The sequence below is a fragment of the Aromatoleum petrolei genome (genome assembly GCF_017894385.1).
GTDB lineage: Bacteria > Pseudomonadota > Gammaproteobacteria > Burkholderiales > Rhodocyclaceae > Aromatoleum > Aromatoleum petrolei.
Window position 1 is genome coordinate 1,157,908 of the sequence record NZ_CP059560.1, and the last position, 25,228, is coordinate 1,183,135.

19 protein-coding genes and 1 tRNA gene are annotated in these 25,228 nt (G+C 66.0%); 8 read left to right on the forward strand and 12 right to left on the reverse strand.

From position 1 onward, the window contains the following. The first annotated feature begins 41 nt into the window (after nucleotides 1–41). The 3 genes from ToN1_RS05235 (at nucleotide 42) to ToN1_RS05245 (ending at nucleotide 2,917) form a co-directional block, all read left to right on the forward strand. Complete coding sequence (locus tag ToN1_RS05235) at nucleotides 42–1,340, forward strand: hypothetical protein (RefSeq protein ID WP_210148025.1); 1,299 nt, start codon at nucleotides 42–44, stop codon at nucleotides 1,338–1,340. A gap of 2 nt (nucleotides 1,341–1,342) precedes the next feature. Further along, nucleotides 1,343–2,290, forward strand: coding sequence for a hypothetical protein (locus ToN1_RS05240; RefSeq protein WP_169205311.1), 948 nt, complete (start codon nucleotides 1,343–1,345; stop codon nucleotides 2,288–2,290). A gap of 108 nt (nucleotides 2,291–2,398) precedes the next feature. Then, nucleotides 2,399–2,917, forward strand: coding sequence for a hypothetical protein (locus ToN1_RS05245; RefSeq protein WP_169205310.1), 519 nt, complete (start codon nucleotides 2,399–2,401; stop codon nucleotides 2,915–2,917). A gap of 47 nt (nucleotides 2,918–2,964) precedes the next feature. Here the strand turns inward: ToN1_RS05245 and ToN1_RS05250 are convergent, their stop codons facing one another. The 9 genes from ToN1_RS05250 to ToN1_RS05290 all read right to left on the reverse strand — a co-directional run bounded on the left by ToN1_RS05250 (nucleotide 2,965) and on the right by ToN1_RS05290 (nucleotide 14,854). Then, nucleotides 2,965–3,861 (reverse strand): transglutaminase family protein, encoded by an 897-nt coding sequence (locus tag ToN1_RS05250; RefSeq protein ID WP_210148026.1) that lies wholly within the window; start codon nucleotides 3,859–3,861, stop codon nucleotides 2,965–2,967. A gap of 2 nt (nucleotides 3,862–3,863) precedes the next feature. Further along, entirely contained in the window at nucleotides 3,864–6,491 is a 2,628-nt protein-coding gene (locus ToN1_RS05255) for a circularly permuted type 2 ATP-grasp protein (RefSeq protein WP_169205309.1), read from the reverse strand. A gap of 8 nt (nucleotides 6,492–6,499) precedes the next feature. Continuing rightward, a complete protein-coding gene (locus tag ToN1_RS05260; protein ID WP_169205308.1) occupies nucleotides 6,500–9,859 on the reverse strand; it encodes a transglutaminase family protein in 3,360 nt (1,119 codons plus the stop codon). A gap of 107 nt (nucleotides 9,860–9,966) precedes the next feature. Further along, nucleotides 9,967–10,695: a proteasome-type protease gene (locus ToN1_RS05265; protein WP_169205307.1), complete on the reverse strand. Its 729-nt coding sequence runs from the start codon at nucleotides 10,693–10,695 to the stop codon at nucleotides 9,967–9,969. A 71-nt stretch (nucleotides 10,696–10,766) separates the two neighbouring features. Then, on the reverse strand, nucleotides 10,767–11,720 hold the full coding sequence (locus tag ToN1_RS05270) for an alpha-E domain-containing protein (protein ID WP_169205306.1): 954 nt from the start codon (nucleotides 11,718–11,720) through the stop codon (nucleotides 10,767–10,769). Between the two features lie 51 nt (nucleotides 11,721–11,771). After that, nucleotides 11,772–13,208: a circularly permuted type 2 ATP-grasp protein gene (locus ToN1_RS05275; RefSeq protein WP_210148027.1), complete on the reverse strand. Its 1,437-nt coding sequence runs from the start codon at nucleotides 13,206–13,208 to the stop codon at nucleotides 11,772–11,774. Nucleotides 13,209–13,513: 305 nt separating this feature from the next. Beyond that, on the reverse strand, nucleotides 13,514–13,945 hold the full coding sequence (locus tag ToN1_RS05280) for a cupin domain-containing protein (RefSeq protein ID WP_169205305.1): 432 nt from the start codon (nucleotides 13,943–13,945) through the stop codon (nucleotides 13,514–13,516). A 99-nt stretch (nucleotides 13,946–14,044) separates the two neighbouring features. Then, entirely contained in the window at nucleotides 14,045–14,605 is a 561-nt protein-coding gene (locus ToN1_RS05285; protein ID WP_169205304.1) for a DUF2889 domain-containing protein, read from the reverse strand. 173 nt (nucleotides 14,606–14,778) lie between these two features. Further along, nucleotides 14,779–14,854: transfer RNA gene (locus ToN1_RS05290), tRNA-Thr, on the reverse strand. Nucleotides 14,855–15,007: 153 nt separating this feature from the next. Between ToN1_RS05290 and ToN1_RS05295 the strand changes: the two genes are divergently transcribed. Further along, a complete protein-coding gene (locus ToN1_RS05295) occupies nucleotides 15,008–16,624 on the forward strand; it encodes a bacteriohemerythrin (RefSeq protein WP_169205303.1) in 1,617 nt (538 codons plus the stop codon). Between the two features lie 7 nt (nucleotides 16,625–16,631). Here the strand turns inward: ToN1_RS05295 and ToN1_RS05300 are convergent, their stop codons facing one another. Continuing rightward, nucleotides 16,632–17,573: a LysR family transcriptional regulator gene (locus ToN1_RS05300; RefSeq protein ID WP_169205302.1), complete on the reverse strand. Its 942-nt coding sequence runs from the start codon at nucleotides 17,571–17,573 to the stop codon at nucleotides 16,632–16,634. Nucleotides 17,574–17,750: 177 nt separating this feature from the next. Between ToN1_RS05300 and ToN1_RS05305 the strand changes: the two genes are divergently transcribed. From ToN1_RS05305 to ToN1_RS05315, 3 genes are read left to right on the forward strand one after another with little or no spacing between them, the layout of a single operon-like run. Next, on the forward strand, nucleotides 17,751–18,458 hold the full coding sequence (locus ToN1_RS05305; protein WP_169205301.1) for a haloacid dehalogenase type II: 708 nt from the start codon (nucleotides 17,751–17,753) through the stop codon (nucleotides 18,456–18,458). Further along, nucleotides 18,455–19,231, forward strand: a complete 777-nt coding sequence (locus tag ToN1_RS05310; RefSeq protein ID WP_169205300.1) for a sulfite exporter TauE/SafE family protein — start codon at nucleotides 18,455–18,457, stop codon at nucleotides 19,229–19,231. The genes ToN1_RS05305 and ToN1_RS05310 overlap by 4 nt, the downstream gene beginning before the upstream one ends. Before the next feature lie 13 nt (nucleotides 19,232–19,244). Continuing rightward, a complete protein-coding gene (locus ToN1_RS05315; RefSeq protein WP_169205299.1) occupies nucleotides 19,245–21,422 on the forward strand; it encodes a malate synthase G in 2,178 nt (725 codons plus the stop codon). Between the two features lie 90 nt (nucleotides 21,423–21,512). Here ToN1_RS05315 and ToN1_RS05320 read toward each other — a convergent pair whose 3' ends face one another. Next, nucleotides 21,513–21,938, reverse strand: coding sequence for an acyl-CoA thioesterase (locus tag ToN1_RS05320; RefSeq protein ID WP_169205298.1), 426 nt, complete (start codon nucleotides 21,936–21,938; stop codon nucleotides 21,513–21,515). A gap of 129 nt (nucleotides 21,939–22,067) precedes the next feature. On the opposite strand from ToN1_RS05320, the gene ToN1_RS05325 reads away from it, so the two are divergent. Continuing rightward, on the forward strand, nucleotides 22,068–23,006 hold the full coding sequence (locus tag ToN1_RS05325) for a nucleoside recognition domain-containing protein (RefSeq protein WP_169205297.1): 939 nt from the start codon (nucleotides 22,068–22,070) through the stop codon (nucleotides 23,004–23,006). Between the two features lie 18 nt (nucleotides 23,007–23,024). Here ToN1_RS05325 and ToN1_RS05330 read toward each other — a convergent pair whose 3' ends face one another. Beyond that, complete coding sequence (locus ToN1_RS05330; RefSeq protein ID WP_244860968.1) at nucleotides 23,025–25,127, reverse strand: TonB-dependent receptor plug domain-containing protein; 2,103 nt, start codon at nucleotides 25,125–25,127, stop codon at nucleotides 23,025–23,027. Nucleotides 25,128–25,228: the final 101 nt, after the last annotated feature.

Consider the following 25,228-nt stretch of genomic DNA (forward strand, 5'->3'; position numbering starts at 1 on the left):
ACCAGAGCGCTGCGCAGATCGCCACCGGAACCGTCATCTCCATGGTGCCGTTCGTGGATCAGTTGTGCGACATTCGCGACGTGGTTGCGAATTGCAGGAGGATCAGCCAAGACGACGACAACACACTGAACTGGTTCGCGCTCGCCATCACGCTCGTCGGCCTCGTCCCGGTTCTCGGCTCCCTCGCCAAGGGATGCCTGAAGATCCTGCTCAACGGGGCGCGCAAGGCCGTGGTCACGGGTGCGGTGAAAACACTGAACGGAAGCGTCTGGCTCGCGACCCGCCCGTTCGTCGAAGCGAGCATCGTCAAGCTCAACCAGCATCTTGCCAGTCCGCCCGTACGCAAGACGCTGACTGCACTCAAGATCGACAACGTCTATAAGCATCTCGCGCACAAGACGCGCGAACTGAAGGCCAAGACAAACGCCGACACGCTGGTCAGGGGCTTCGACGCCGTGATCGGCCCGCTTCGGCAACTCGTGGAGTTGATGGAGCGCTGGGGCTCGGCAGCCATGAAGACCCAGGTCGGCCAACTGCTCGCCACGGTACAAACCGTGCGCAACAAGGCGCACCGAAAACTCGGCGAAGTGGTGCAACCCTTGCAGGACATGCTCGAACGCATCGCGCGGCGGCTCGAAGTGGAGGCCGACATGACCTACCGGGCCAACACCAATGCGCTCAATCCGCATGCTTATCGCCGGCCGGGCCTGGAAGCGGAAGTCGCCGCGCTCAGGGCCGATCCGCCGTCGTGGGTGAGGGTGCGCAGAAAGGCACCGAAGAGAGCCATGGAGGAGAGCCCTGCCATTCCTGAGGGCTATCCCGACATCACCGATGTAAGCGCGAGCCGACCCCTCAAAAAAAGTTTCAGGACATTCCACACCATTGAAACGGCGGAGATTCCACCCGGCACAGTGCTCTATCGGGTGATCGATCCCGATTCACGCGACAACAGCATCTGCTGGATGCGCAAGGAGGAATTCGAATTGCTCAGGGGCAAGGCAGACTGGCGCGACCGCTTTGCAGTATGGACAAACTGGAACAGCAATGGAGAATTCGTCACCTACACCGTACCGCTAGGCAAACCCCTGAAAGTGTGGGAAGGGGAAACTGCCTCACAAGTCCTCAAGGACCGCGCGGGCAATCCCGTGAAGGCCGACGACAACGGAAATCATTTCTGGACGGCGGGTGGCGGCCGGCAGATCGTGCTGGATCCGGCCGACCTCGACGCAGCCCATCTCGGCAGGCGCCAACCCACCAACTGGGGCTACGGTAATTTTGGCGAGCATGTGGACCTGCTAGGCGTGCCGACGCTCACCAACAACTGGCACAAGGGCAAATAGACATGAGCACCCCTCTGATCCCACAGGAAATTTACCTGATCGAACGCTATACCAGCGCAGACTACTTCAAGAAGCTGCGCGACGCCTTCGCCGAGACGGTTCAAGCCGCCGAGGAGGCTTTGGCTCACGTAATGCGCACTCTGCCGCCCGACTACCGCAGCCGCCCGCGCTGGCAACAGCCGGACATCACCTGGGGCAGCGTCGTGCTGCCGAATTTCCGCGACACGCTCCAGATGTTGGAGGACGCCTATGTCGCTTTGCTACGTGGCGATCCGTCTGCGATCGAGATCGCGGGCAACGTCAATACCGCCTTTGCTGGCCAAATCCGAGACTATCCTTGCGACTGGATCCCCGAACCTTACGCGACGCGCTTCGATGAAGCCGGAGTGCAGGCCAGTCGTTATGCGAGCAACATCGGATTTACCGCCTTTATAGGTTGGATCAAGGGCAGCCTGTCGTCCCGCTACAATGCAGACAGTCGCGGCCCGCTGGATGCCCCGCCGACCTGGCCCATCTACCGGCTCAACCCTGCAGTCCGCGTCGCCACCGACGAACCAGTCACGGTCACCGGCGTCTATCTGCCCGACGCGGACGAAAGTTGCGCCCAATTCTTCTACGCGGGGCCCCATGCAACGTCCACGTCGGTGGGCTATGACCCGAAGACCGGGCAAAACATCAGCGAGGTCGATACCGTTTGGACGCTGGTCGAGCGCGTAGCCGACAGCGGCGGGGGCGTGCCCGGAGAAGAGGCGTCGAGCGACGTCGGCGAACGCCGCCGCCCCAACGTCCCCGCGGGCCAGCCCTGCCCCGAAGCCGGATGGTGGTTCACGCCAGCCCAAGCCAATTCGCGCCGCTGGTTCAAGCAGGGCGAGATCATGCCCGCGCTCGGTGGCGATTACGGCAACACCTTCTGGCAATGGTCACCCGACCAATCCGCCCCCCAGCTCTGACCGCATGACACCGCTGATCCCGCAGGAAATCTACCTGTTCGAACGCTTCAGACGCGGACTACCTCAAGATACCGCGCCACGCATTTGCTGAGCCGCCTACCCTCACCAATGAGATATTTCATTGCCCTCATTCTCCTGCCCACGACCGTGCTTGCCGGCACTTCACCCAGCCTTTGCACCCAAGCCGAGGATGTCGTATTTTCCTGCCGACTCAAGCGATCGACCAAAGTGGTGTCGGTTTGCACGTCGAGAGACCTTCTGCAGAAACCGAATGGTGGGTATGTCATCTATCGGTTCGGCGAAGCAGGCGCAGTCGAACTGGAGTATCCGGCTTCTCGCCGAAACTCCCCGGGTCAGTTTTCTTACTATCACTACTTCCGGCCAGATACTGATCAGGTCTCGCTGAGTTTCTCGAATGTCGGATACCGTTACGTGATTCACGAAGACCATGACGAGATGCAGACCCCGGCAGGATCCGCCGGAGTGTCAGCGACCGAGATCAAATCGGGGAAAACCGTAACACTGGAATGCGCAGGCGATCCCGTCGCCCACTGGTACCGGATCGACGGTGCGGTTGCATGTGACGACGACCTCATGAGCAGTTGCTTATCCCCGGCGCAAAACTGATCGGAGGCGGTCCCGTGCCTCACCGGCTGCGGGACCGTGACCCCCGATCAGTTACCGGCTTCGACGAGGGTCACGGTGACGCCCACCTTCAGCGAGTGTTCTCCTCCCCCCTGGATCACGCCGCGGATCGGCGAGACGTCGCCGAAGTCGCGGCCCCAGGCGAGGACGATGTGGCGTTCGTCGGCGAGGCAGTCGTTGGTGGGGTCGAATTCGATCCAGCCGGTTTCGGGGACGAACACCGCGACCCAGGCGTGCGAGGCGTCGCTACCCGTCATTCGTGCCTGCCCCGGCAGGGGGTCGGTTCGCAGGTAGCCGGAGACGTAGCGTGCTGCGAGGCCCAGCGAACGCAGGCAGGCGATCATGAGGTGGGCGAAGTCCTGGCAGACGCCGTGCCTGTTTTCGAGCACCTCGACGACCGAGGTGCCGACTTCGGTGGCCTCGGGGTCGTAGCGAAACTCCGCGTGGATGCGGCGCATGAGGTCGCGGGCGGCGTCGATCACCGGACGGCCGGCGGCGAACGAGGGGGCGGCGTAGTCTTCGAGTTCGCGCTTGACGCGCACGCCGGGTGATTCGAAGCGCATGCGCTGGGCTCGGGCAATCGCATCCCCGAGCGGACTCGCGTGATAGTCGAGCGCGTCGCGCACCTTCTCCCAGACAGGGCCGTCGGTCGGTGTGGCAAGCCACGGGCGTGGGGCGACCGTGAGCGTCTGTTCGCTTTCGACGCGCAGGTGGTCGTGCGAGGCGGCGAATTCGATGCGGTCTGCCGGATTGCCGAAGACGTCGATGCCGTGCGCCCGCGTAGTCGGTTCGGGGTCGATGCGCAGCGCCTGCCGTTCGAGCATCTGCCAAGGGACGGGACGCGGGACGAGGTGCAGGAGATGCCGCGCGGTCTGCACCGGCTGCGAATAGTGGTACTCGGTGGTGTGGAGGACGTGGTAGCGCATGGTCAGGCGGAAAGGATGCGCGCGGCGGGGCGGACGTGGGTGAAGAAGCGCTCGGCGATGCGGTTCGACAGCGCCGCCGAAGCGTCGTGCGCGACGCGCAGGAGGCGCGCGAGTTCGTTGCACCCGGCGCAGGCGGTGCGGCGTTGCACCGCCGGTGTCCCGCCCGGGAGTCCGTGTTCGATCGCATGCAGGGAAAACGCATTCAGCGCGCCGGCGGCCTCGCGGAACGGCGGAATGCCGTAGCCTGCCTCCCCCTCTGCCACCCCCGATGCGGCGAGGTCGCGCTGCAGCACTTCGAGGTAGCGCAGCAGCATGTCGGCCTGGAACGCCACCGAATGGGGGTTGTCGGTGTCGAACACGACGAGGTCCAGCGTCGGCAGCATATCGGGCGTGCGCAGGTAGCGCTGGCGATAGGCTTCGGCGCAGTCGGACAGTTCCAGCAAGGCATCGACGCCGGCCGGCTGACCGCCACAGGCTTCCAGGAAATGCGCAACGATGCGGCTGCGGCATTGCAGGCGCTCGATGCGGCGGCCGAGGATGAGGAAGCGCCAGCCGCTGTCACGCATCATCTCGTCCATCGCAAAGCCTGACAGCGAGACGCAGGCGAGCAGCACGCGGTCCAGCGTCGAGGGCAGCGCGCCGATGTCGGCCGGCGAGGCGCCGTCGGGGCGCTGCCGGCGCAGGATGTCGTGCAGGCGGTTGAGGGAGTGCCAGTGGTCGAGGGAGAGGCGGTCGCGCACCTGCGTGGCGGCCCACACGGCGCGGCGCAGCGTGGAGGCGAGGCTGCCGGGGACGTTTTCGTCGAGCGCAGCTTCGATGAGGCGGCGCGCGACGGAGCGCTCATCGGCGGGCGGGAGCAGGCCGAAGAGTTCGCAGTAGCCCACGGCGGTGGCGAGGACGCCCGGCTCCCCGAAAAGCTCGCGAGCGCCTTCGCCGCGCACCGCCTTCCCGGACGCGCCTGCGTCCGCGGCCGCATCGCCTTCCTCGTTCAACCGGTCGCAGGCAAAGCGCAGCAGGCGGGCGCTGTTCTCGACGCGCTCGGCGTAGCGGCCGAGCCAGAACAGGTTCTCCGCGCTGCGGCTGGCGATCTCGGGGCCGGCGCGCACGATGTCGCCCGCGCCGAGTTCGCCCTTGAGCAGGCTGAACTGGCTCACCGGGGCCTCGGACAGGACCCAGGTGTCCTTCGACGAGCCGCCGCGCTGCATCGACAGGATGTCGACGTCGCCGCTGCCGGAGACGCGCGTGAGCCCGCCGGGCATCACGCGCCAGCCCTCGGGTGTGACGACCGCATAGACGCGCACGCCGATCGCGCGCGCGACGAGGCGACGGTCGAGGGTCGGGCTGCCGGAGTCGGGCATCACCGGCGCCTGCGACAGCTCCACCAGTTCCTGCCCGACATAGGCGTGCGGGCGATGGCGCAGGCGTTCTACCCAGTGGGCGCGCCCGCGGGCGTCGAGGTCGCGCCCGAACACCGGCTGCAGGCGTTGCGAGGGATAGGCGGGCTTGATGACGAGTTCGGCGAGATGCTCGACGACGTAGTCGAGCGCAGGGGCTTCGCCGCACCACCAGCTGGCGACGGCCGGCATCGCGAGCGGCTCGCCGAGGAGGTGTTCGGCGAGCTTGGGCAGGAAGGCGAGCAGGCCCGAGGATTCCAGCACGCCGCTGCCCAGCGCGTTGGCCATCAGCACGCGACCGGCGCGCGCCGCCTCGACGAGGCCGGGCACGCCGAGCGAGGATTCGCCGCGCAGTTCCAGCGGATCGGCGTAGTCGTCGTCGAGCCGGCGCAGGATCACGTGGACGCGCTTGAGTCCGGCGAGGGTCTTCAGATACACGGAGTCGCCGCGCACGGTGAGGTCCTGGCCTTCGACGAGCGGGAAGCCGAGGTAGCGCGCGAGGTAGGACTGCTCGAAGTAGGTCTCGTTGTAGGGGCCGGGCGTGAGCAGCACGACGAAGGGCGTCTCGCCGGGATCGACCGGGGCCCAGCGTGCGAGGCTGTCCTGCAGGTGGCGGAAGAAATCCGCGAGGTGATGCACGCGCTGGTCGCGGAAGAGGTCCGGAAACAGGCGCGAGACGATCAGGCGGTTTTCGAGCGCGTAGCCGGCGCCCGAGGGGCCCTGCGCACGGTCGGCGATGACCCACCAGCGACCGTCCGGCGAACGCGCGAGGTCGGCCGCATAGACGTGCAGGAAATGACCCGAGGGCGGGCGCGTACCCTGGCAGGGCCACAGGAAGCCGTTATGGCCGTAGACCAGCGCCGCGGGCAGCGCGCCGCTGCGGATCAGCTGCTGAGGGCCGTAAAGGTCGGCGAGCACCTGATCCAGCAGGTCCGCGCGCTGGGCGATGGCAGCATCGATCTGCGCCCACTCGTGGGCAGGGAGGATGAAGGGCAGCGGATCGAGGGCCCACGGCCGGTCGGCGCCCTGCGGGTCGGCATAGACGTTGTAGGTAGTGCCGTTCTCGCGGATGCGCTCGGTGACGAAAGCTTGGCGCGCGCGCATCTGGTCGGGCGTCGAGACGTCCAGCGCCTCGAACAGCGCCTGCCAGTGCGGCCGCAAGTGCTCCGCCCCCGCGAGCATTTCATCGTAGCGGCCGGACTGGCGGGCGTAGAGCGAGAGCAGCTGGTGCAGCATCGTCGGGGTCAGGAGCTGGCCTTGGGGACTCCCCGCAAGTCTAGCGTGAAGGGGAACTCCGCGTTGCGTCGCACGGGTTCGATATCCACGGGACGCCTGCCCGGCGTGTGGCCCATGCGGAAGAAACGCGCCAGACGGCGCGATTCGGCTTCGAAGGCGTTCACCGGGAAAGTGTCGTGATGGCGTCCGCCCGGGTGGGCGACGTGGTACTGGGCGCCGCCGAGCGAGCGCTTCATCCAGGTGTCGACGAGGTCGAACACCAGCGGCGCATCGACGCCGATGGTCGGATGCAGGCAGGACGCCGGCTGCCATGCGCGGTAGCGCACGCCGGCGACGGCCTCGCCAACGGTGCCGGTCGCCTGCAAGGGTAGCGCCGTGCCGTTGACCGCCAGCACGTAGCGGTCCGGCGCCATGCCGCTCACCCTGACCTGCAGGCGCTCGAGCGAGGAGTCGACGTGGCGCACGGTGGCGCCGGCGGCCCCCTCCTCGCCCATCACGTGCCAGGGCTCGAGGGCGTGGCGAAGTTCGACCTCGACGCCGCGCACGGCGAAGTCGCCGACCTTGGGGAAGCGGAACTCGAAATGCGGCGCGAACCATTCCTCGCGGATCGGCAGACCGAAGCCGTTCATCTCGGAGATGACGTCGGCGAAGTCCTGCGCGACGAAGTGCGGCAGCATGTAGCGGTCGTGCAGCTCCGTGCCCCAGCGCACGAGGCGCTCCGGGGCGTAGGGCTGCTGCCAGAAGCGCGCAACGAGCCCGCGCAGCAGGAGCTGCTGGGTAAGCGACATGCGCGCATGCGGGGGCATCTCGAAGGCGCGCAGCTCGAGCAGGCCGTGGCGGCCGGCGGGGCCGTCGGGCGAATACAGCTTGTCGATGCAGAACTCGGCGCGGTGGGTGTTGCCGCTGACGTCGATGAGCAGGTTGCGCAGCAGGCGGTCGATGAGCCAGGGCGGACATTGCCCGGAGTGTTGTCCACTGAGGCCGATCTGCCGCTCCAGCTCGCGGAAGGCGACCTCGATCTCGTACACCGAATCATTGCGCGCCTCGTCGATGCGCGGCGCCTGCGAAGTCGGGCCGATGAAGAGACCGGAGAAGAGGTAGGACAGCGAGGGGTGGTTGTGCCAGTAGCCGATAAGGCTCCGGAGCAGGTCGGGGCGGCGCAGGAAGGGCGAGTCGGCGGTGGTGGCGCCGCCCAACACGAAGTGGTTGCCGCCGCCGGTGCCGCTGTGGCGGCCGTCGAGCATGAATTTCTCGGTCGACAGGCGGGACTCGCGCGCCGCGTCGTAGAGGTGGGTGGTGCGCTCGACGAGTTCGTCCCAGCTAGCGGCGGGGTGGATGTTGACCTCGATCACGCCGGGGTCGGGGGTGATGCTGAAGTGCGCGAGACGCGGGTCGGAGGGCGGTTCGTAGCCTTCGAGGATGATCGGCTGGCCGAGCGCCGCGGCAGTGGCCTCGACCGCCGCGACGATGGCGAGGTAGTCGTCGAGCGCGCCGGTGGGCGGCATGAAGATGTACAGGGTGCCTTCGCGCGGTTGCGCGCACATCGCGGTGCGCGTGATCTCCGTGGCGGATTCGTGCTTGCCCGGGACGCGCATGGCCGCGGCTGCCGCGCCCTCGCCCACCCCGGTGCGCGCCGGACGGTCCCGCAGCTGGCGGCGCAGTTCGGCATGCGTGGCGAGCGGCGGGAAGACTTGCGCCGGGTCGGGCTGATGCAGGTAGGGATAATCCCCCTTGCTGATCCATGGCTGGGAGTCCAGCGGCAGGCGGTAGCCCATCGGTGAGTCGCCCGGGATCAGGTAGCAGCGGCCGGAGCGCAGGAACCACGGGCTGCTGACCCACTGTCCGGCGGGGGCACGCGCGACGGGCAGCACGGCGCCGACGGCGTTCGGCAGCCCGTGCGAGAACACGCGCAGCAGGCGCTCGCGCTCGAGCGGGTCGTCGAGCCGGGCATCGAAGGGGTCGACGTTGGCCGGCAGGCGGCGCTCGCGCCACAGGTAGTAGAAGACGTCCTCGAAAGCGTCGAACACATGTTTCGGGTCGAGCGCGAGCCGCTCGGCGACGCCCGACAGGAAGCGGTTCGCAAGCGCCGCGTCGGCGCCGGCCGGATGGCGCTCGTCGGCGTAAAGCGCGGCGTCGCGCCACATCGGCTCGCCGTCGCGGCGCCAGAAGGCGTTGAGCGACCAGCGCGGCAACTGCTCGCCCGGATACCACTTGCCCTGGCCGAAGTGCATCAAGCCCTGAGCGCCGTACTTCTCGCGCAGCCGGTGGTAGAGGTCGGCCGCCAGCAGGCGCTTGGTCGGCCCCATCGCGGTCGTGTTCCATTCATCGCCGTCGGGATCGTCGACCGCGACGAAGGTCGGCTCGCCGCCCATTGTCAGGCGCACGTCGCGGGCCGTCAGTTGGGCATCGATCTCATGGCCGAGGGCCTCGATCCTTGCCCATTGCTCTTCCGTGTAGGGCTTGGTGACGCGCGGCGCCTCCCATATGCGCTCGACCTTCATCGCGTGCGCGAAATCGCATTCGCATTCGTCGATGAGGCCGCTGATCGGCGCAGCCGACGAGGGCTCCGGGCTGCAAGCGAGCGGGATGTGGCCCTCACCCGCGAAGAGCCCGGAGGTCGGATCAAGGCCGATCCAGCCCGCGCCCGGCAGATAGACCTCGCACCAGGCGTGCAGGTCTGTGAAGTCTGCCTCCGGGCCGCTCGGACCGTCGAGCGACTTCACGTCGGCGGTGAGTTGGATCAGGTAGCCGGACACGAAGCGCGCCGCCAGTCCCAGGTGGCGCAGAAGTTGCACCTGCAGCCAGGCCGAATCGCGGCACGAGCCGCTGCCCTTTTCGAGCGTTTCCTCGGGCGACTGCACGCCCGACTCGAGGCGGATCAGGTAGCCGATGTCCTGCTGCAGCTTCGCGTTGAGGTCGACAAGGAAGTCGATTGTCCGGCGCCTGTCACGCGGGATCGCCCCCAGATACGCGGCGAAGCGCTCGCCCAAGCCCGTGCCGACGCTCATGCGGTGCAGGTAGGGCGCGAGCTCGACGCGCTGCTCCGCGCTGTAAGTGAGCGGGTAGTGCTCGGCCTCGGGCTCGAGGAAGAAGTCGAAGGGGTTCAGCACCGCCATTTCGGCGACGAGATCGACCTCAACGCGGAACTCCCGCGTCTTGTCCGGGAAGACCAGGCGTGCAAGGTAGTTGCTCTGCGGGTCCTGCTGCCAGTTGATGAAATGCTTGGCCGGCAGCACCTTCAGCGAGTATGACAGGATGCACGTGCGGCTGTGCGGGCACGGTCGAAGACGCACGACCTGCGGTCCGAGCTGGACCGCGCGGTCGTACTTGTAGTGGCTGACGTGGTTCAGGGCGACGTGGATCGACACGCTGGATCTCCGCAATTTGTCGAGGGTCGTCGCACGAGTCGCCGGCGACGCTTAGGGAATGTGATCTTGATCTGGACGACCGGGCGGACCGCTGCGACGCAGCGCACTCAGAGCCAGTCCGGATTCGGTAGGTCGGCGAAGGCCTCACGCAACCGCTCGCCCCACTGGCCGCGGATCTGCGCGTAGTAAGCGTGGTCCTGATTGACCGAGATGTGCGACTTCACCGTGAACGCGTCGCGCTCGATGACGCACAGGTCGAGCGGCAGGCCCACCGACAGGTTCGAGCGGATCGTCGAATCCATCGACACCAGCGCGCACTTGGTCGCGTCGGCGAGCGTGGAGCCGTAGCGCAACACGCGGTCGATGATCGGTTTGCCATACTTCGATTCGCCGATCTGGATGTAGGGGGTGTCCTCGGTGGCTTCGATGAAGTTGCCCGCCGCATAGACGTTGAAGAGCCGCGGCGCCTCGCCGAAGATCTGCCCGCCGACGATCAGCGAGGCGTTGAACTCGACGCCGAACTCGCGCAAGGCCTCGGCATCGCGCCGGTGCACCTCGCGCACGACGTCGCCGACGTGGCGCGCCACCTCGAACATGTTGGGCGCATTGAAGAGGTTGGCCGAATCAGTGAGCGCAAGCCGCTCGCTGATGATGTTCACCACCGACTGGCTCACCGACAGGTTGCCCGATGTGCACATCACGACGACGCGCTCGCCCGGCCGCTGCCAGACGCGCATCTTGCGGAAGGTGTTGATGTGGTCGACGCCCGCATTGGTGCGCGAGTCGGAGAGGAATACCAGCCCCTTTTCGAGGCGCATCGCGACACAGTAGGTCATGGCATTTGCTCGCTTGGTGCCGCAGCGGGAGGGCGCCCGCCGTGACGGCTCATGTGGTTCGCCCGCCCGGCTCACGCGCCGACAAGGAAATCCTCGCTGATGCGCATGCTCAGATTGCCGATCGAATCGATGAAATCGTCCAGCCACGCGTGCAGGCCGCGCTCGAAGATGGCGTCCATGCGGCCGTAGCGCAGCGTTGCGTAAAGCTGCCCGGCGCGACGTACGGTCTCGTCGGAGCGGCTGTTGCGCACCTTGTCCAGTATCTCCACCACCCCCGCCATGCACGAATGCAGCGCACGGGGCAGATCCTCCCGCAGGATCAGCAGCTCGGCGACCCGCTCCGGGGTGATCACGTCGCGATACACCTTGCGATACACCTCGAAGGCCGACACCGAGCGCAGCAGCGCGCCCCAGTGGTAGAAATCGTTGGCATCGACGAGATCGTCGGCCGCAGGCTGCTGCGCGCCGGCGAGGCTGTGGTACTTCACGTCGAGGATGCGCGCCGTGTTGTCGGCTCGTTCGAGCAAGGCCCCCAGACGGATGAACTGGAAGGCCTCGTCCTGCAGCATCGTGCCGAACATCGCGCCACGCAGCAGCGAGGCGCGCTGCTTCACCCAGTCGAAGAAGGCGGCAATGCCGCTGGCGTGGATCTGTTCGAAGCTCTGGCCACGCAATTGCAGCCAGGTCTCGTTGATGGTCTCCCACATTTCGGCCGTCAGCGTGCCGCGCACCGCATGGGCGTTCTCGCGCGCGGCACGCAGGCAGCTGAAAATCGACGAAGGATGCGTCTCGTCGCGCACCATGAAATGCAGCACCTTGGTCGCGGTGACCTCGTCGTGCCGCTTCGCGTAGGCGTATTCGAGGCTGTTCAGCGCGATGATCGCGTTCCAGCTGCTGCGCTCGGTTTCGGCGTCGTGCGGGACGAGCGACATCTGATAATTGACGTCGAGCAGGCGCGCGAGGTTCTCGGCGCGTTCGGAATAACGAGCCATCCAATAGAGATGATCGGCGGTGCGGCTCAGCATGATTCGGGCTCCGGCGCGGCAGTCCTGGTCGGGGAGCGAAGGCGGCAAGGCTCAGCGGTGCGGTTCGGCATGGCCGTTCTCCAGCACCCAGGTGTCCTTGGTTCCGCCGCCCTGCGAGGAATTGACCACCAGCGAGCCCTCGCGCAACGCGACGCGCGTGAGTCCGCCCGGCACCAGCGAGACTTCCTTGCCCGAGAGCACGAAGGGCCGCAGGTCGATGTGGCGCGGCGCAATGCCGCCATCGATGTAGGTCGGACAGGTCGACAGCGCCAGCGTCGGCTGCGCGATGTACTTGTCCGGATGTGCGACCAGCACCGCACGGAACTGCTCGATCTCGGCCTTCGTCGCGGCCGGCCCCACCAGCATGCCGTAGCCACCCGCACCGTGCACCTCCTTCACCACCAGCTCGGGCAAATGGTCCAGCACGTAGCGCAGGTCGTCCTTCTCGCGGCAGCGGTAGGTCGGGACATTGTTGAGGATCGGTTCCTCGCCCAGGTAGAAGCGCACCATCTCGCCGACGTAGGGGTAGATCGACTTGTCGTCCGCGACGCCGGTACCGATAGCGTTGCACAGTGTCACACGCCCCGCATGGTAGGCCCTTAGCAGGCCGGGCACGCCCAGCATCGAATCGGAGCGGAAGACCTGCGGGTCGAGGAAGTCGTCGTCGATACGGCGATAGATCACATCAACGCGCTTCGGCCCGCGCGTCGTGCGCATGTAGACCGCGTCGTGGTCGATGAACAGGTCGCGACCTTCGACGAGTTCGACGCCCATCTGCTGCGCGAGGAAGGAATGCTCGAAATAGGCCGAATTGAACGCCCCCGGCGTCATCACGACCACCGTCGGATCGTCCACGCCCGCCGGCGCCACCGCGCGCAGCGTCTCCAGAAGCAGGTCCGGATAGTGCTCGACGGGCGCGATCTTCTGCTGCGCGAAGAGCTCGGGAAAGAGCCGCATCATCATCTTGCGGTTCTCCAGCATGTAGGACACGCCCGAAGGCACACGCAGGTTGTCCTCCAGCACGTAGAACTCGCCCGCTCCCGCGCGCACGACGTCCACGCCCGCGATGTGCGCATAGATGCCGTTGGGCACCTTGAACCCCTTCATCTCGGGGCGGAATTGCGCGTTGTTGAGCACCTCGCCGGCGGGGATGCGCTCCGCACGCAGGATGTCCTGGCCGTTGTAGATGTCGTCCAGAAACATGTTCAGCGCCTTCACGCGCTGCTTGAGCCCGGCGCGCAGGGTCTTCCACTCGGCATTGGGGATGATGCGCGGGATGGTGTCGAATGGAATCAGCCGCTCGGTGCCCGCCTCCTCGCCATACACGGCGAAAGTAATGCCGAGCCGACGGAACGCCAGGTCCGCCTCGGCCCGCTTGCGCGCCATCACGTCCGGCGACAGGCCACGGGCCCAGGTTTCGAACGGACCGTAGTGCGGGCGCGTGCTCGCGTCCGCGTCGTGCATTTCGTCGAAAACCAGCGTCGTCATGATGATTCGATCCGGAAGCGATTCATCGGACATCAGCGAAGACCATGCCAGGGTCAAATTCCCCACGGGGAAAGCACCATTTCGTGAGGATCTCTTGAATCCCGCACGAAATCGCACCGCATCGGTGCAACCATCACCCAGTCAAGGTGCATCGGCATGCCATGCACCACGATGCGGCCCTCCGCCCGAGGCACACAACAAAGCCGCCCGCGTGCTCACAGGCGGGTAAACCTCATCGTAGGAAATAATTGCCCGCCTCGCGCCCCACACTGCAACGACGACACACCAACCGACCGGGAACCGCTTCAGCCGCCGCCCGCACCGGAATCTTCGGCAGGGTCGTAGGGCACCACGTTCTCCTGCTCGGCAGGATCGTTGCGAGCGACGATCGCCCGCGCCGGATCGACGTCACTGAGATTGCGGGCCTGGTGCGGGACGTCGGGGGGAATGAACAGGAACTCCCCCGCGCTGCTCACGACCCTTTCGCGCAGACCGGGCCCGAAGCGCGTCTCGACACACCCTTCGAGCACATAGATTGCGGTCTCGTATCCGCGATGCCGATGCGGCGCCGCGACACCGCCCGGCGGAATGACCACCAGGTGCATGGACAGCCCCCGGCTGCCCGCCGAGTCCCCCGAGATTCCGACGAAATACGGCAGGCGCTGCCGTGTGGCGATTTCGCGGTCCGGACGCTGTGCGACCACCGTGCGTGAAGGATCGGAGACTGATTTCGGCATGCTGATTCCCCAGCGCAGACGGCACGGCGGCGAAGCGGCCGCACCCGACTCAGCCTAGACCGCCTATCCACCGCTGTCGAGGCGGCTCACGGCCCGGACTTACCCCTGTGCGAGCTCCGGATACTCCTGTCGCAGCGTCTCACCGTCGCGCTTCCACGCAAGGCATTCGCCGATAAAGGCCACTGCACGCGAATCCGGCCAGCGCCGCGGGTCCGGGTCGATCGCAACCTGCTGCGCCATGCGGTCCGGCCACGAGGCCTGCATATAGGTGTTGCCGACCTGGGTGATCAGGTCGGTGAGATGCGCACATCCCTGATCGCTACCGATGCGCTCGCGAATCTGCCGCCCGAAACCCGGCCCAATCTGCAACCCGATCAGGCGGCCGTATGACTCGGTCGCTGCGGGACACGCGCCCCATGGTGCCGCGCGCATTACAGCCCGTACGTCGAGGATCGTGAAGTTGTCGTCGATCAGGAAATCGATGCCCATATGGTGCATGAATTCACCGGCGCGCACCGGAGCGCGCGAACGGAAGGGGACGTCCTCGCCCTTCTCGTCCATCACCGTCGCCTCGATTTCCCACAGGCCATCCTTGCGCCGGAAGGCGCGGCAGGTGATCTGGCGTGTATGCGTGAGCTCGCGCTCGCAGTCTCCAAACATTCCCTTCCTCTTCGACGCTGCTCATCACCACCGCGGTGGCGAACGGACCAATGGTAACGTCAGCCGGGTCGGGAATCACTCGGGCAGACACAGTGCGCGGTTTGCACTCTCGTTTCATAGCAGCCAAAAAGCAAAAGGCCAGCCCCGAGGGACTGGCCTTTTGCCTGAATCAATGGTGCCGTTGAAGTGAATCGAACACTCGACCTACTGATTACGAATCAGTTGCTCTACCAACTGAGCTACAACGGCGAAGAGCCGGGAATATACCGCAGGGTTTCGGATCGTACAAGTACCCTGCCCCAACCGCACAACCTGGGGAAAATACGGAGTCGACGTCATGGTTATAACAAACGATATACTGCGTTCGTAACTTTTTGTTACTTCTCCTCCGGATCGAATGCAATGGCGAAGACCCCGCAAATCGGCACCTGCCTGCTGTTTCCCGCAATCCTCGCCGTCGTGCTGAGTTCCGCCACAGCGGCAGGTCTGCACTTCATCCCCGCGCTCGCCCCCTACGCTGCGGCCATCGTCCTGATGCTCGGCCTCGCATACGGCGGAATTCTCCTTGCCGCCCGGTCGCTGGCGCTGCGCCGCCTCGGAGGCGATCTGCCGCACGTCGTAGGGCTGCTGAGCGGATTGTCCGGTGGGCGGCTCGCCGAGGCCGCCAATTCCGGCGCTTCCCCGGACAGCGTTTCGGGACATGCGACAGCCGCTCAACACACACTGCGAGGTGTGATCGACCACGTTGCGCGTGACGCGCAGGAACTCGCGGTGGGCGCGGGGCGCATGTCCGGACAGACGACCGAGATGGCGCTCACGCTGCAGATGCAGGCCAGCACGAACCACGAAGTCGCGACCGCGATCCACGAGATCGACCGCAACATCGCTCTCGTATCCGGGCTCGCAGCCGAAACCGAAGCCGATTCGCGCGACGTCGCAGAGCTGTCGCTCAGCGGCGAGCAGTTCGTGAGCCGCGCTTCCGAAAAGATGAGCCGGATCGTACAGTCGGTAACGACCTCGGCAGCGCAGATCGAATCCCTGGTCGCGAGCGTGCGCGAGATCGGCGGCATTGCGAAGATCATCGCCGAAATTGCAGACCAGACAAATCTCCTCGCCCTCAACGCCGCCATCGAGGCCGCACGTGCGGGCGAACAGGGCCGCGGATTCGCCGTCGTCGCTGACGAGGTGCGCAAGCTTGCCGAGCGCACGGCAACCGCGACCGCCGAGATCACCCGCATGATCGGCACCATCCAGTCCGACACGAGTGCCGCCGTGATGCAGATGGCCGAGATCTCACCCGAACTGCAAAGTGGCGTCGAAGAGGCACAACACGCCGCGGACATGCTTCGGCGGATCAAGAACCAGTCGCACGACGCACTGAAGAAGATCAGTGCGCTCGCTGCGGCAACGGCCAAGGAGAGCACCGAGGCGAAGGGGATCGTGCAGGGCGTCGCGAACATGATCGCGGCGGCAGAGAAGACCGAAGCGATCATCCGTGCAACCTCCGGTACCGCCGCCAAGCTCGAAACGCACTCGGCCAGCCTGCTGCAGCGGCTGGGTTTCTTCACGCACCTCGCCGGCACGCTGGAACCCGCGAAGGGCACCACCAACACTGCGATCTCACCGGTGATGGCGTGGAATGGGGCGCTGGCAACCGGCCACTCGGACATCGACACACAGCATCGCAAGCTGATCGATCTCGCCAACGCCGTAAACGCCGCAATGCAGCGCGGCGAGGGGCGCAGCGCGATCGGCGCGGTTTTCGACGAACTGGTCCGCTATACGGCGTTCCACTTCGGCTTCGAGGAAGACCTGATGAAGAAGGCGAACTACCCCGACTTCTTCCATCACCAGCAGCAGCACAAGCAACTCGTCGCCGACGTGCTCGCGCACAAGGCCCGCTTCGATGCCGGGCAGACGCTGTCATCCGAGTTGTTGAGCTTCCTGCGCGATTGGCTGGTCAATCACATCATGAAGACCGACAAGGCACTTGCGCGCGAACTCAGGCAGGCGGCCTGATAGCCGCTCAGATCACGCGCCCGGCGATTGGAGACGCAGCGATCGCCGGAGGTGAGGACACCCAGTAGTCGGGACGGCCATAGTTGTTCTTCAGATGATCGATGAACAAGCGCACCCGTAGCGCGAGCCGCTTGCGCTGAGGGAATACCGCGTAGATGCCCATCGTCGGCGCGGCGAATTCGTCGAGCACCGTGACGAGGCGCCCCGCCCGCAGGTCGGCATCGACCTCCCACAGCGAACGCCACGCGAGCCCGTCGCCGGCCAGCGCGCACTGGTGCAGCACCGCCCCGTCGTTGCACTCGAGCCGCCCGCTCACCTTCACCGCGATCGTCTCGCCCTTCTCGCCACAGAACAGCCACCCGCGCTGCTGACCGAGCGAAAGACAATTGTGCGAAGCAAGATCCGGCGGCGCCGCGGGCGAGCCGTGGCGCGCCAGATAGGCCGGACTGGCGACCACCACGCGCCGGTTCTCCGCCAGCCGGATCGACACGAGGCTGGAGTCCGGCAACTCGCCAATACGGATCGCACAGTCGATGCTTTCATTCACCAGATCCACGACGCGATCGGTGAGGTCCAGCGTGCAGGACACATCCGCGTTCATCTCCAGGAACTCGCGCAACAGCGGCGCCACGTGCAGGCGTCCGAAACCGGCTGGCGCAGACACGCGGATATGGCCGCTCGCCTTCACGCCCCCCAGGCTCACGGACGCCTCGGCGTTGGCGAGGTCATTGAGGATGCGCTGGCAATCCTCGAGGAAGGCCGCCCCCTCGAACGTCAGCGAGATGCTGCGCGTCGTGCGCGTGACGAGCTTGACGCCCAGGCGCTGCTCCAGCGCGTCCAGCCGACGGCCGATGACCGCCGGAGTGACGCCTTCGGCTCGCGCGGCAGCTGAAAGGCTCCCCTTGGTCGCGACGCTGACGAAGGTTTCGACCTGCTTGAATGCATCCATTTTGTACTTTTAGTAAAAGATCAATTGACCTGACAGGGTATTCAGTCTTATACAAGAGTTCAATACACTTCATCCTCAACGAAGGGTGGAGGAGACGCTACCCCGACGACAGACGCCACCGTGGCCGGCAGCGATGCCGGTCACGCAAGGCGCGAATGACAACATCAGGAACCCCGCATGAAACCCACCGAGCGCATCCGCGCAGTCGCCTTCGACGCCTACGGCACGCTCTTCGACGTGTATTCGGTGGGCGCGCTCGCGGAACAGCTCTTTCCCGGAAAGGGAGAGGCGCTCACTGCGCTTTGGCGCCTCAAGCAGATCGAATACTCGTTCCTGCGCACGCTGTCCGGACGCTACAAGCCTTTCCTCGAGATCACCGAGGACGGCCTCGTCTACTCGGCGAAAAAGCTCGGCCTCGCGTTGAACGAGTCCCAGCGCCGCCAGCTGATGAACCAGTATGCCTGCCTGTCGCCCTTCCCGGAGAACCTCGGCGCGCTGAAGGCGCTGCGCGCGCTGGGCCTGCCGATGGCCGTGCTGTCGAACGGCACGCCGCAGATGCTGGACGTGGCGATCAAGAGCGCCGGCATGACCGGGCTGTTCGACCACGTGCTGTCGGTCGACGCCGTGCATCAGTACAAGACCGCCGACGCCGCCTACCAGCTCGGCCCCGACGCCTTCGGCGTGCCGGCGAAGGATATCCTCTTCGTGTCCTCGAACGGCTGGGACGCCGCGGGCGCGACCTGGTTCGGCTACACCACCTTCTGGATCAACCGCGCACAACTGCCAACGGAAGAACTCGGCGTCACGCCCACCGCAGTCGGCCAGCGCCTGACCGATATCGTCGAATTCGTCCAGCTGCGCTGCGCACCGGCCGTCCGCCCATGACCGCCAGCGAGATCCTCATCATCGGACTGGCCGCCGCAATGGCAGGGGCGATGAATTCGGTCGCCGGCGGCGGCACTTTCTTCTCGTTCCCGGCCCTGCTCGCCGTCGGTGTGCCGCCGGTGGTGGCCAACGCCAGCAACGCCGTCGCGCTGTGGCCCGCCAGCCTCTCCAGCGCCTGGGCCTACCGCAAGGAGCTCGCCCGCTTCCGCAAGGGCCTTGCCGCGCTGTCACTTGTCGCCCTGGTCGGCGGCATCGGCGGCGGTTTGCTGTTGCTGTCGACCAAGGACGACACCTTCTCGATGCTGATCCCGTGGCTCCTGCTCGTCGCAACCGTGATGTTCGCCGGCAGCGGCCGGATCTCGGCGCTCCTTGCGCGCCTGCGCCAACGCGCGGACGAGGGCCCCTCGCACGGCACCGCGGGCGGCCTGCTGTTCCAACTCGGCGTGTCCGTCTACGGCGGCTTCTTCGGCGCCGGCATGGGCATCGTAATGATCGCCGCGCTCGCCATCCAGGGGCACCGCGACATCCACGACATCAACGCGCTGAAGAACTGGCTGTCGGCAATCATTTACAGCGTCGCGGTGGTCACCTTCGTCGTCGCCGGCGCAGTCAGCTGGCCGCACACGCTGGTCATGATCGTCACGGCCGCCATCGGCGGCTACTGGGGGGCGGTCGGTGCCCGCAAGGTGCCGGCCGTGTGGTTGAGGCGTTTCATCATCGGGGTGGGCAGCGTCCTCACCATCTACTATTTCTACAAAACCTATCTCATCTGAAGAGCGAGGAATCATGAGCACGAGAATCCAATGCCACCAGCTGCAGGTCGACGCCGAGCTGCACCGCTTCATCGAAACCGAGGCCCTGCCCGGCACCGGCGTCGACGCCGGCGCGTTCTGGAAAGGCTTCAGCGAGCTCGCCAACGAACTCGCGCCGAAGAACCGCGCACTGCTCGCTGAACGCGACCGGCTGCAGAGCGAGCTCGACAACTGGCACCGCGCCCACCCCGGCCCGATCCAGGACATGCCGGCCTACCGCGCCTTCCTCGAGAAGATCGGCTACCTGCAGCCGGTGCCTGCCCCGTTCAAGGTCACGACCGCCAACGTCGATATCGAGATCCGCGAACAGTGCGGCCCTCAGCTCGTCGTGCCGATCATGAACGCGCGCTACGCGTTGAACGCCGCCAACGCGCGCTGGGGCAGCCTGTACGACGCGCTCTACGGCACCGACGCGATCCCCTCGGACGGCGGCGCCGAAGCCGGCTCGACCTACAACCCGTTGCGCGGCGCGCGCGTCATCGCCTTCGCGCGTGACGTGCTGAACCAGGCCGCCCCGCTCGCCCAGGGCGACCACACCAAGGCCGCCGGCTACGCCATCGAAGGCGGCAAGCTCGTCGTCACGCTGCAGGACGGCACGAAGACCGGCCTCGCCGACGCATCGAAGTTCGCCGGCTTCCAAGGCGACGCTGCCGCACCGAAGGCCGTGCTGGTGAAGAACAATGGCCTGCACCTCGAGATCCAGTTCGACCGCAACCACCCGATCGGCAAGACCGACGCGGCCGGCATCAAGGATGTGCTCGTCGAAGCCGCAATCTCGACCATCATGGACTGCGAAGACTCGGTCGCCGCGGTCGACGCCGAAGACAAGGTCCTCGCCTACCGCAACTGGCTCGGCCTGATCACCGGCACCCTGGTCGAGAGCTTCGAAAAGGGCGGCAAGACGGTCGAGCGCCGGATGAACCCGGACCGCGAATACACCGCCCCGAACGGCGGCACGCTGCGCCTGCACGGCCGCTCGCTGCTGTTCATCCGCAACGTCGGCCACCTGATGACGAACCCGGCGATCCTGCTCGCCGACGGCGCGGAAATCCCCGAAGGCATCATGGACGGCGTCGTCACGGCGCTAATCTCGCTGCGCGACCTCAAGCTGAAGAACAACTCGCGCACCGGCAGCATGTACATCGTGAAGCCGAAGATGCACGGCCCGGCCGAAGTCGCCTTCACCAACGAGCTCTTTGGCCGCGTCGAGCAGCTGCTGGGCCTGCCCGCCAGCACGATGAAGGTCGGCATCATGGACGAAGAGCGCCGCACCTCGGTGAACCTCGCTGCCTGCATCAAGTCCGCCGAGTCGCGCGTCGCCTTCATCAACACCGGCTTCCTCGACCGCACCGGCGACGAGATGCACACCGCGATGGAAGCGGGCCCGATGATCCGCAAGGGCGACATGAAGAGCTCCGCCTGGATCCAGGCCTACGAGCGTCAGAACGTGCTGGTGGGCCTCGACTGCGGCCTGCGCGGCAAGGCGCAGATCGGCAAGGGCATGTGGGCGATGCCGGACCTGATGGCCGAGATGCTGAAGCAGAAGATTGGTCATCCGAAGGCTGGCGCCACCACCGCATGGGTGCCGTCGCCGACCGGCGCGACCCTGCATGCACTGCACTACCACCAGGTCGACGTCCAGTCCGTTCAGCAGGAGATGGAGAAGATCAGCCTCGCCGCCGAGCGCGAAACGCTGCTCAACAACCTCCTGACTGTGCCGGTCGCGGCCACCGCGAACTGGAGCGCCACCGAGATCCAGCAGGAACTCGACAACAACGCCCAGGGCATCCTCGGCTACGTCGTGCGCTGGGTCGACCAGGGCGTGGGCTGCTCCAAGGTGCCGGACATCAACAACATCGGCCTGATGGAAGACCGCGCGACGCTGCGCATCTCCAGCCAGCACATCGCCAACTGGCTGCGCCACGGCGTCACCAATGAGGCGCAGGTGACGGAAACCCTGAAGCGCATGGCCGCGGTGGTCGACCAGCAGAACGCGGGCGACCCGCTGTACCAGCCGATGGCTGCCGACTTCGACAAGTCGGTCGCCTTCCAGGCCGCCAAGGACCTGATCTTCAAGGGCTGCGCGCAGCCCAGCGGCTACACCGAGCCGCTGCTGCACAAGTGGCGTCAGGTGAAGAAGGCGCAAGGCTGAGTCGCCTCGCGGGGCCGGACCGCGCGTCCGGCCGGCACGCGCACGGACGGCACCGCACATGCAGTGCCGTTTTTTTTCATCCGCCGCGAATCAGCCCTCGGCCGGCAGCATCAGCCCTTCCGCGCGCTGCGCGACGTCGACGGGAAAAGGCCGCGAACGGCGCGTTGCCGGATCCAGGCACACGGCGGTGAATTCGCATACCGCCGACAGCTCGCCGTTTTCCACGCTCACCAGCTCGTGGCGAAACCGGATGACCTTTTCGCGCATCTCCACCACCCCCGTGCGCACGAACACGGTATCGCCCGGGTATAGCTCGCTCATGTAGCTGACGTTCTGCTGCACCGCCGCCAGCTTGAGCTCGCCACTGCGCAGCCGCGACGGCCCCAGCCCGACCACGCCGTAGAACTGCCAGCAGGCAGCATCGAAGAGGTCCAGGTAGGCACGCACGTTGATGTGCCCCATGTGGTCCCGCTGCCACTCGTACACCGTGCCGCGCGCCGTCTCCACCATCGCCATGCCCGTCTCCTCGCCCGCCTGATTGTTTGAGCCCAAACGATAGCTGCGAACGCGGCGCGAGAGCAATCCCCGCATCCCTCCCACCCGCTCCGGTAGAATTCGCCGCACTGCACAATCCAGACCATCGACATGGACATCATCACCGACATCATCCTGCGCGCCGGGCGCTCCGCCGTCGAACTCGCCCTGTTCGTGCTATTGCCGGTGATGGTCGTCATGCTGTCGCTGATGCGCCTGCTCGAAGCCAAGGGCGTCCTCGACCGCGTCGTGCACGTGCTCGCCCCCGCACTGCGCCCCGCCGGACTGACGGGACTGGGCGTGTTTGCCGCGCTGCAAATCAATTTCGTCAGCTTCGCCGCTCCGATTGCAACGCTGACGATGATGGAGAGCCGCGGCGCCTCGGACCGCCACCTCGCGGCGACACTGGCGATGGTGATGGCGATGGCACAGGCCAACGCCGCTTTCCCGATGATCGCGATGGGGCTCGACTTCGGGCTGACCCTTGCGCTATCCGTCGTCGGCGGCCTCGTCGCGGCCGCTGCCACCTACCACGGCTTCGCCCGCGGGCTGTCGGCCGTCGAAGGGCAACTCGACGAGACCCTGCACCATCGCGTCGCCGACGACGCCAAGGGCGTGCTCGATGTCATCAACCGTGCTGGAGCGGAGGCCTTCAAGATCGCCGTCGGGGCGATCCCGATGCTCGTGCTTGCGCTCGTCGCGGTGATGGCGCTGCGTTCCAGCGGCGCCGTGGACCTGCTCACGCGCGTCCTCGCCCCGGTGATGACCGCCGTATCGATCGACCCCGCGTTGCTCCTGCCGACGCTGACCAAGTACATCGGCGGCGGCACGGCGATGATGGGCGTGATGGACGAGATGCTGCGCGAAGGCTCCGCCACCGTGGAAATGATGAACCGCAGCGCAGGTTTCCTGATTCACCCACTGGACATCCCCGGTGTCGCAGTGCTCATCTCCGCGGGCAAGCGGGTCGCCGGCGTGTGGAAACCCGCTGCGCTGGGGGCCGGTATCGGCATTCTCGCGCGCACTGCCGGTCACGCATTGCTCAGCTGATCACGGCCTGCGGGCCGCTCAGAATTCCAGCGCGATACTCGCCCAGACGCGTGGATGAATGTACTGCGCCGGGATCGGCCCGCTGCCATCGGCGTCACGCTCCTTGAACTCCGCCCGACGACCGCCGACCCCCTGCCCGGTCAATGCAAACTCTGCCCGCGTCGGGCCGATCCGGAACGGATACGCCACGCGCACGTCCGTCCGGTTGAATGCCTTGACTGCGGTATTCGGCGTCCATTGGAAGCGCCCGTAGCGGTAATGCGCGACGGAGAATTCCGCGCCGGCGGGAAGTTCCTGCACCCAGCGCAGCATCGTCGCGCGCCGCGGCGCCGAATTGTCCATGTGGCGCTCCGCTTTTACCGCATCCCTCCGCCCAAGTGCCGAAAATTCTGCATTCGCCTTGGAGTCGATGGCGATGAACGACTGGTTGAGCGTGAACTGAGTGCCCCCCGTGGGAGACCAGCGCAGCTGATACTCCGCCCCCCGAATATCGAGGTCCTGCGCATTCATGTAATCGATGTAGCTGCCGCATTCCGGCGGACGCCTCCGCAAGCGACCCAATCCGCGCACCTCGCAATCGGGCGGCGAAAGCGTCAGGGATACAGGCATGATGCGATCCTTGACCTTTTCCTCGAACAGACGGACATCCACAAACACGCCCTGTTCGCGGAAATCGCCGAGATAGCCGATTTCCGTGACGTCGATCACCTCCTTGTCGAGATGCCCGCTCGCGTCCCGCTGTATTTCCAGCGGGATCACGCCGAAGGGAAGCCCGAATGGGGTCGTGTCGAGCGCACCATAGTGCTCGCGCGACTTCGCCTCCGTCAGGGATGGAATGCGGTGCGCGCGCGAAAGCCCAACGCGGAGGGTCTGCTGCTGCGACAGGTGATGGTTGACTGCAAGCCGCGGCGCCAGCGACGTGTTCGACAGCGAATCGTTTTCCCACGTCATGCCGAGGTTCGTCGTCCACGCATCTGATGGCCGCCACTCGAAGTTGCCGAACAGCCGGTGCACCGCTTGTCGCACGGCGTCACCGTCGCGGCCGTAGAACTGCCGTCCCTCGACCGCATCGTAGCGCGCACCCGCCCCCCAGACAAAACGGGTATTCGCGCTCGGGATAAGAGTGTGCTGGAACTCGAGTTCGTCGCGCACCGTATCGATGCGTTGATCGATCTCCAAGAGAAACGGGGTCGACAATCCGACCGAGCCGAGCAATTGGTCGAGCTCCGGGTCGGACACGGTGTAGTCGTCGCGATAACGCTCCGCGGTATGCGTGAAGCGCAGGGAAATCGAGCCGCCGTCGCGGATGGCATGCTGCCACGCCAAGGATCCGAAGGTCTTTGCCGCTTCGGTGCCGCGCGCCGGATTCAGCGTCTCGCCCGCCACGCCCATACGCAGACGCAGGTCGACGGCGCCCGCCTCCACCTGCAACTCGTCGGCTGCACTCAAGGGCATGTCGGCCCGCAGATTGACACGCCGATGCTCGCGCCGGTCGTCGAAGTGCATGATGTTGTTGTCGCGCACGGTTTCCGCAGAAACGCGGACCGATCCGTCGCCGATCCGCATCCCGACCCGGGCGTACCGGTCCGCAACCCCGTCGTTACCCTGACCCGCACGCACACGGACACCCTGAGTCTCGATCGCGGAGCGCGTCACCACATTCACGACACCAAGGAACGCATTCGAACCGTAGGCAGCCGAATTCGAGCCGCGAATCACCTCGATGCGCTCGATCTCGTCGAGTGACACGTCGATCAGGTTCCACGCCACGCCACCGAAGAACAGCGGGCTGTACAGAGAACGGCCGTCGATGAGGATCTGCAGCCCGCGCGGATTCTCGTCGGTCATGCCGTGGTAGACGGCATTCGGCGCGCCATTGGTGGAGTGAGCGACAAAGAAACCCGGCACCAACCGCAGCAGGTCCGCGAGATCGCGCACGCCCGAGGTACGTATCGTATCGGCGTCGATCACGGTGACCGAGCCCGGCGCGTCGCGCAAGGGCTGCGCGAGGCGCGATACCGACAGCACGACCGGCAGTTCGTCAAAGAAAGGGTCTTCAACGACACGGGCAAGCGGTCCGATTCCCTCTGCCCCCACGGCGGAGCCCGCGAGCGCCGTCATCAGGATCACCGAAGCGTTCCTTACCCCCATCTCTTCCCCTTCCGCTCCCGAACAGCAATGATTCGTTGTCGCCGCCTGCTGCAATGCAATACAACGCTGCC

Coding starts and splice junctions, on each gene's coding strand:
- ToN1_RS05235 (WP_210148025.1), top strand. CDS start 42: ATGGTGCCGTTCGTGGATCAGTTGTGCGACATTCGCGACGTGGTTGCG.
- ToN1_RS05240 (WP_169205311.1), top strand. CDS start 1,343: ATGAGCACCCCTCTGATCCCACAGGAAATTTACCTGATCGAACGCTAT.
- ToN1_RS05245 (WP_169205310.1), top strand. CDS start 2,399: ATGAGATATTTCATTGCCCTCATTCTCCTGCCCACGACCGTGCTTGCC.
- ToN1_RS05250 (WP_210148026.1), bottom strand. CDS start 3,861: ATGCGCTACCACGTCCTCCACACCACCGAGTACCACTATTCGCAGCCG.
- ToN1_RS05255 (WP_169205309.1), bottom strand. CDS start 6,491: ATGCTGCACCAGCTGCTCTCGCTCTACGCCCGCCAGTCCGGCCGCTAC.
- ToN1_RS05265 (WP_169205307.1), bottom strand. CDS start 10,695: ATGACCTACTGTGTCGCGATGCGCCTCGAAAAGGGGCTGGTATTCCTC.
- ToN1_RS05270 (WP_169205306.1), bottom strand. CDS start 11,720: ATGCTGAGCCGCACCGCCGATCATCTCTATTGGATGGCTCGTTATTCC.
- ToN1_RS05275 (WP_210148027.1), bottom strand. CDS start 13,208: ATGACGACGCTGGTTTTCGACGAAATGCACGACGCGGACGCGAGCACG.
- ToN1_RS05280 (WP_169205305.1), bottom strand. CDS start 13,945: ATGCCGAAATCAGTCTCCGATCCTTCACGCACGGTGGTCGCACAGCGT.
- ToN1_RS05285 (WP_169205304.1), bottom strand. CDS start 14,605: ATGTTTGGAGACTGCGAGCGCGAGCTCACGCATACACGCCAGATCACC.
- ToN1_RS05295 (WP_169205303.1), top strand. CDS start 15,008: ATGGCGAAGACCCCGCAAATCGGCACCTGCCTGCTGTTTCCCGCAATC.
- ToN1_RS05300 (WP_169205302.1), bottom strand. CDS start 17,573: ATGGATGCATTCAAGCAGGTCGAAACCTTCGTCAGCGTCGCGACCAAG.
- ToN1_RS05305 (WP_169205301.1), top strand. CDS start 17,751: ATGAAACCCACCGAGCGCATCCGCGCAGTCGCCTTCGACGCCTACGGC.
- ToN1_RS05310 (WP_169205300.1), top strand. CDS start 18,455: ATGACCGCCAGCGAGATCCTCATCATCGGACTGGCCGCCGCAATGGCA.
- ToN1_RS05315 (WP_169205299.1), top strand. CDS start 19,245: ATGAGCACGAGAATCCAATGCCACCAGCTGCAGGTCGACGCCGAGCTG.
- ToN1_RS05320 (WP_169205298.1), bottom strand. CDS start 21,938: ATGGCGATGGTGGAGACGGCGCGCGGCACGGTGTACGAGTGGCAGCGG.
- ToN1_RS05325 (WP_169205297.1), top strand. CDS start 22,068: ATGGACATCATCACCGACATCATCCTGCGCGCCGGGCGCTCCGCCGTC.
- ToN1_RS05330 (WP_244860968.1), bottom strand. CDS start 25,127: ATGACGGCGCTCGCGGGCTCCGCCGTGGGGGCAGAGGGAATCGGACCG.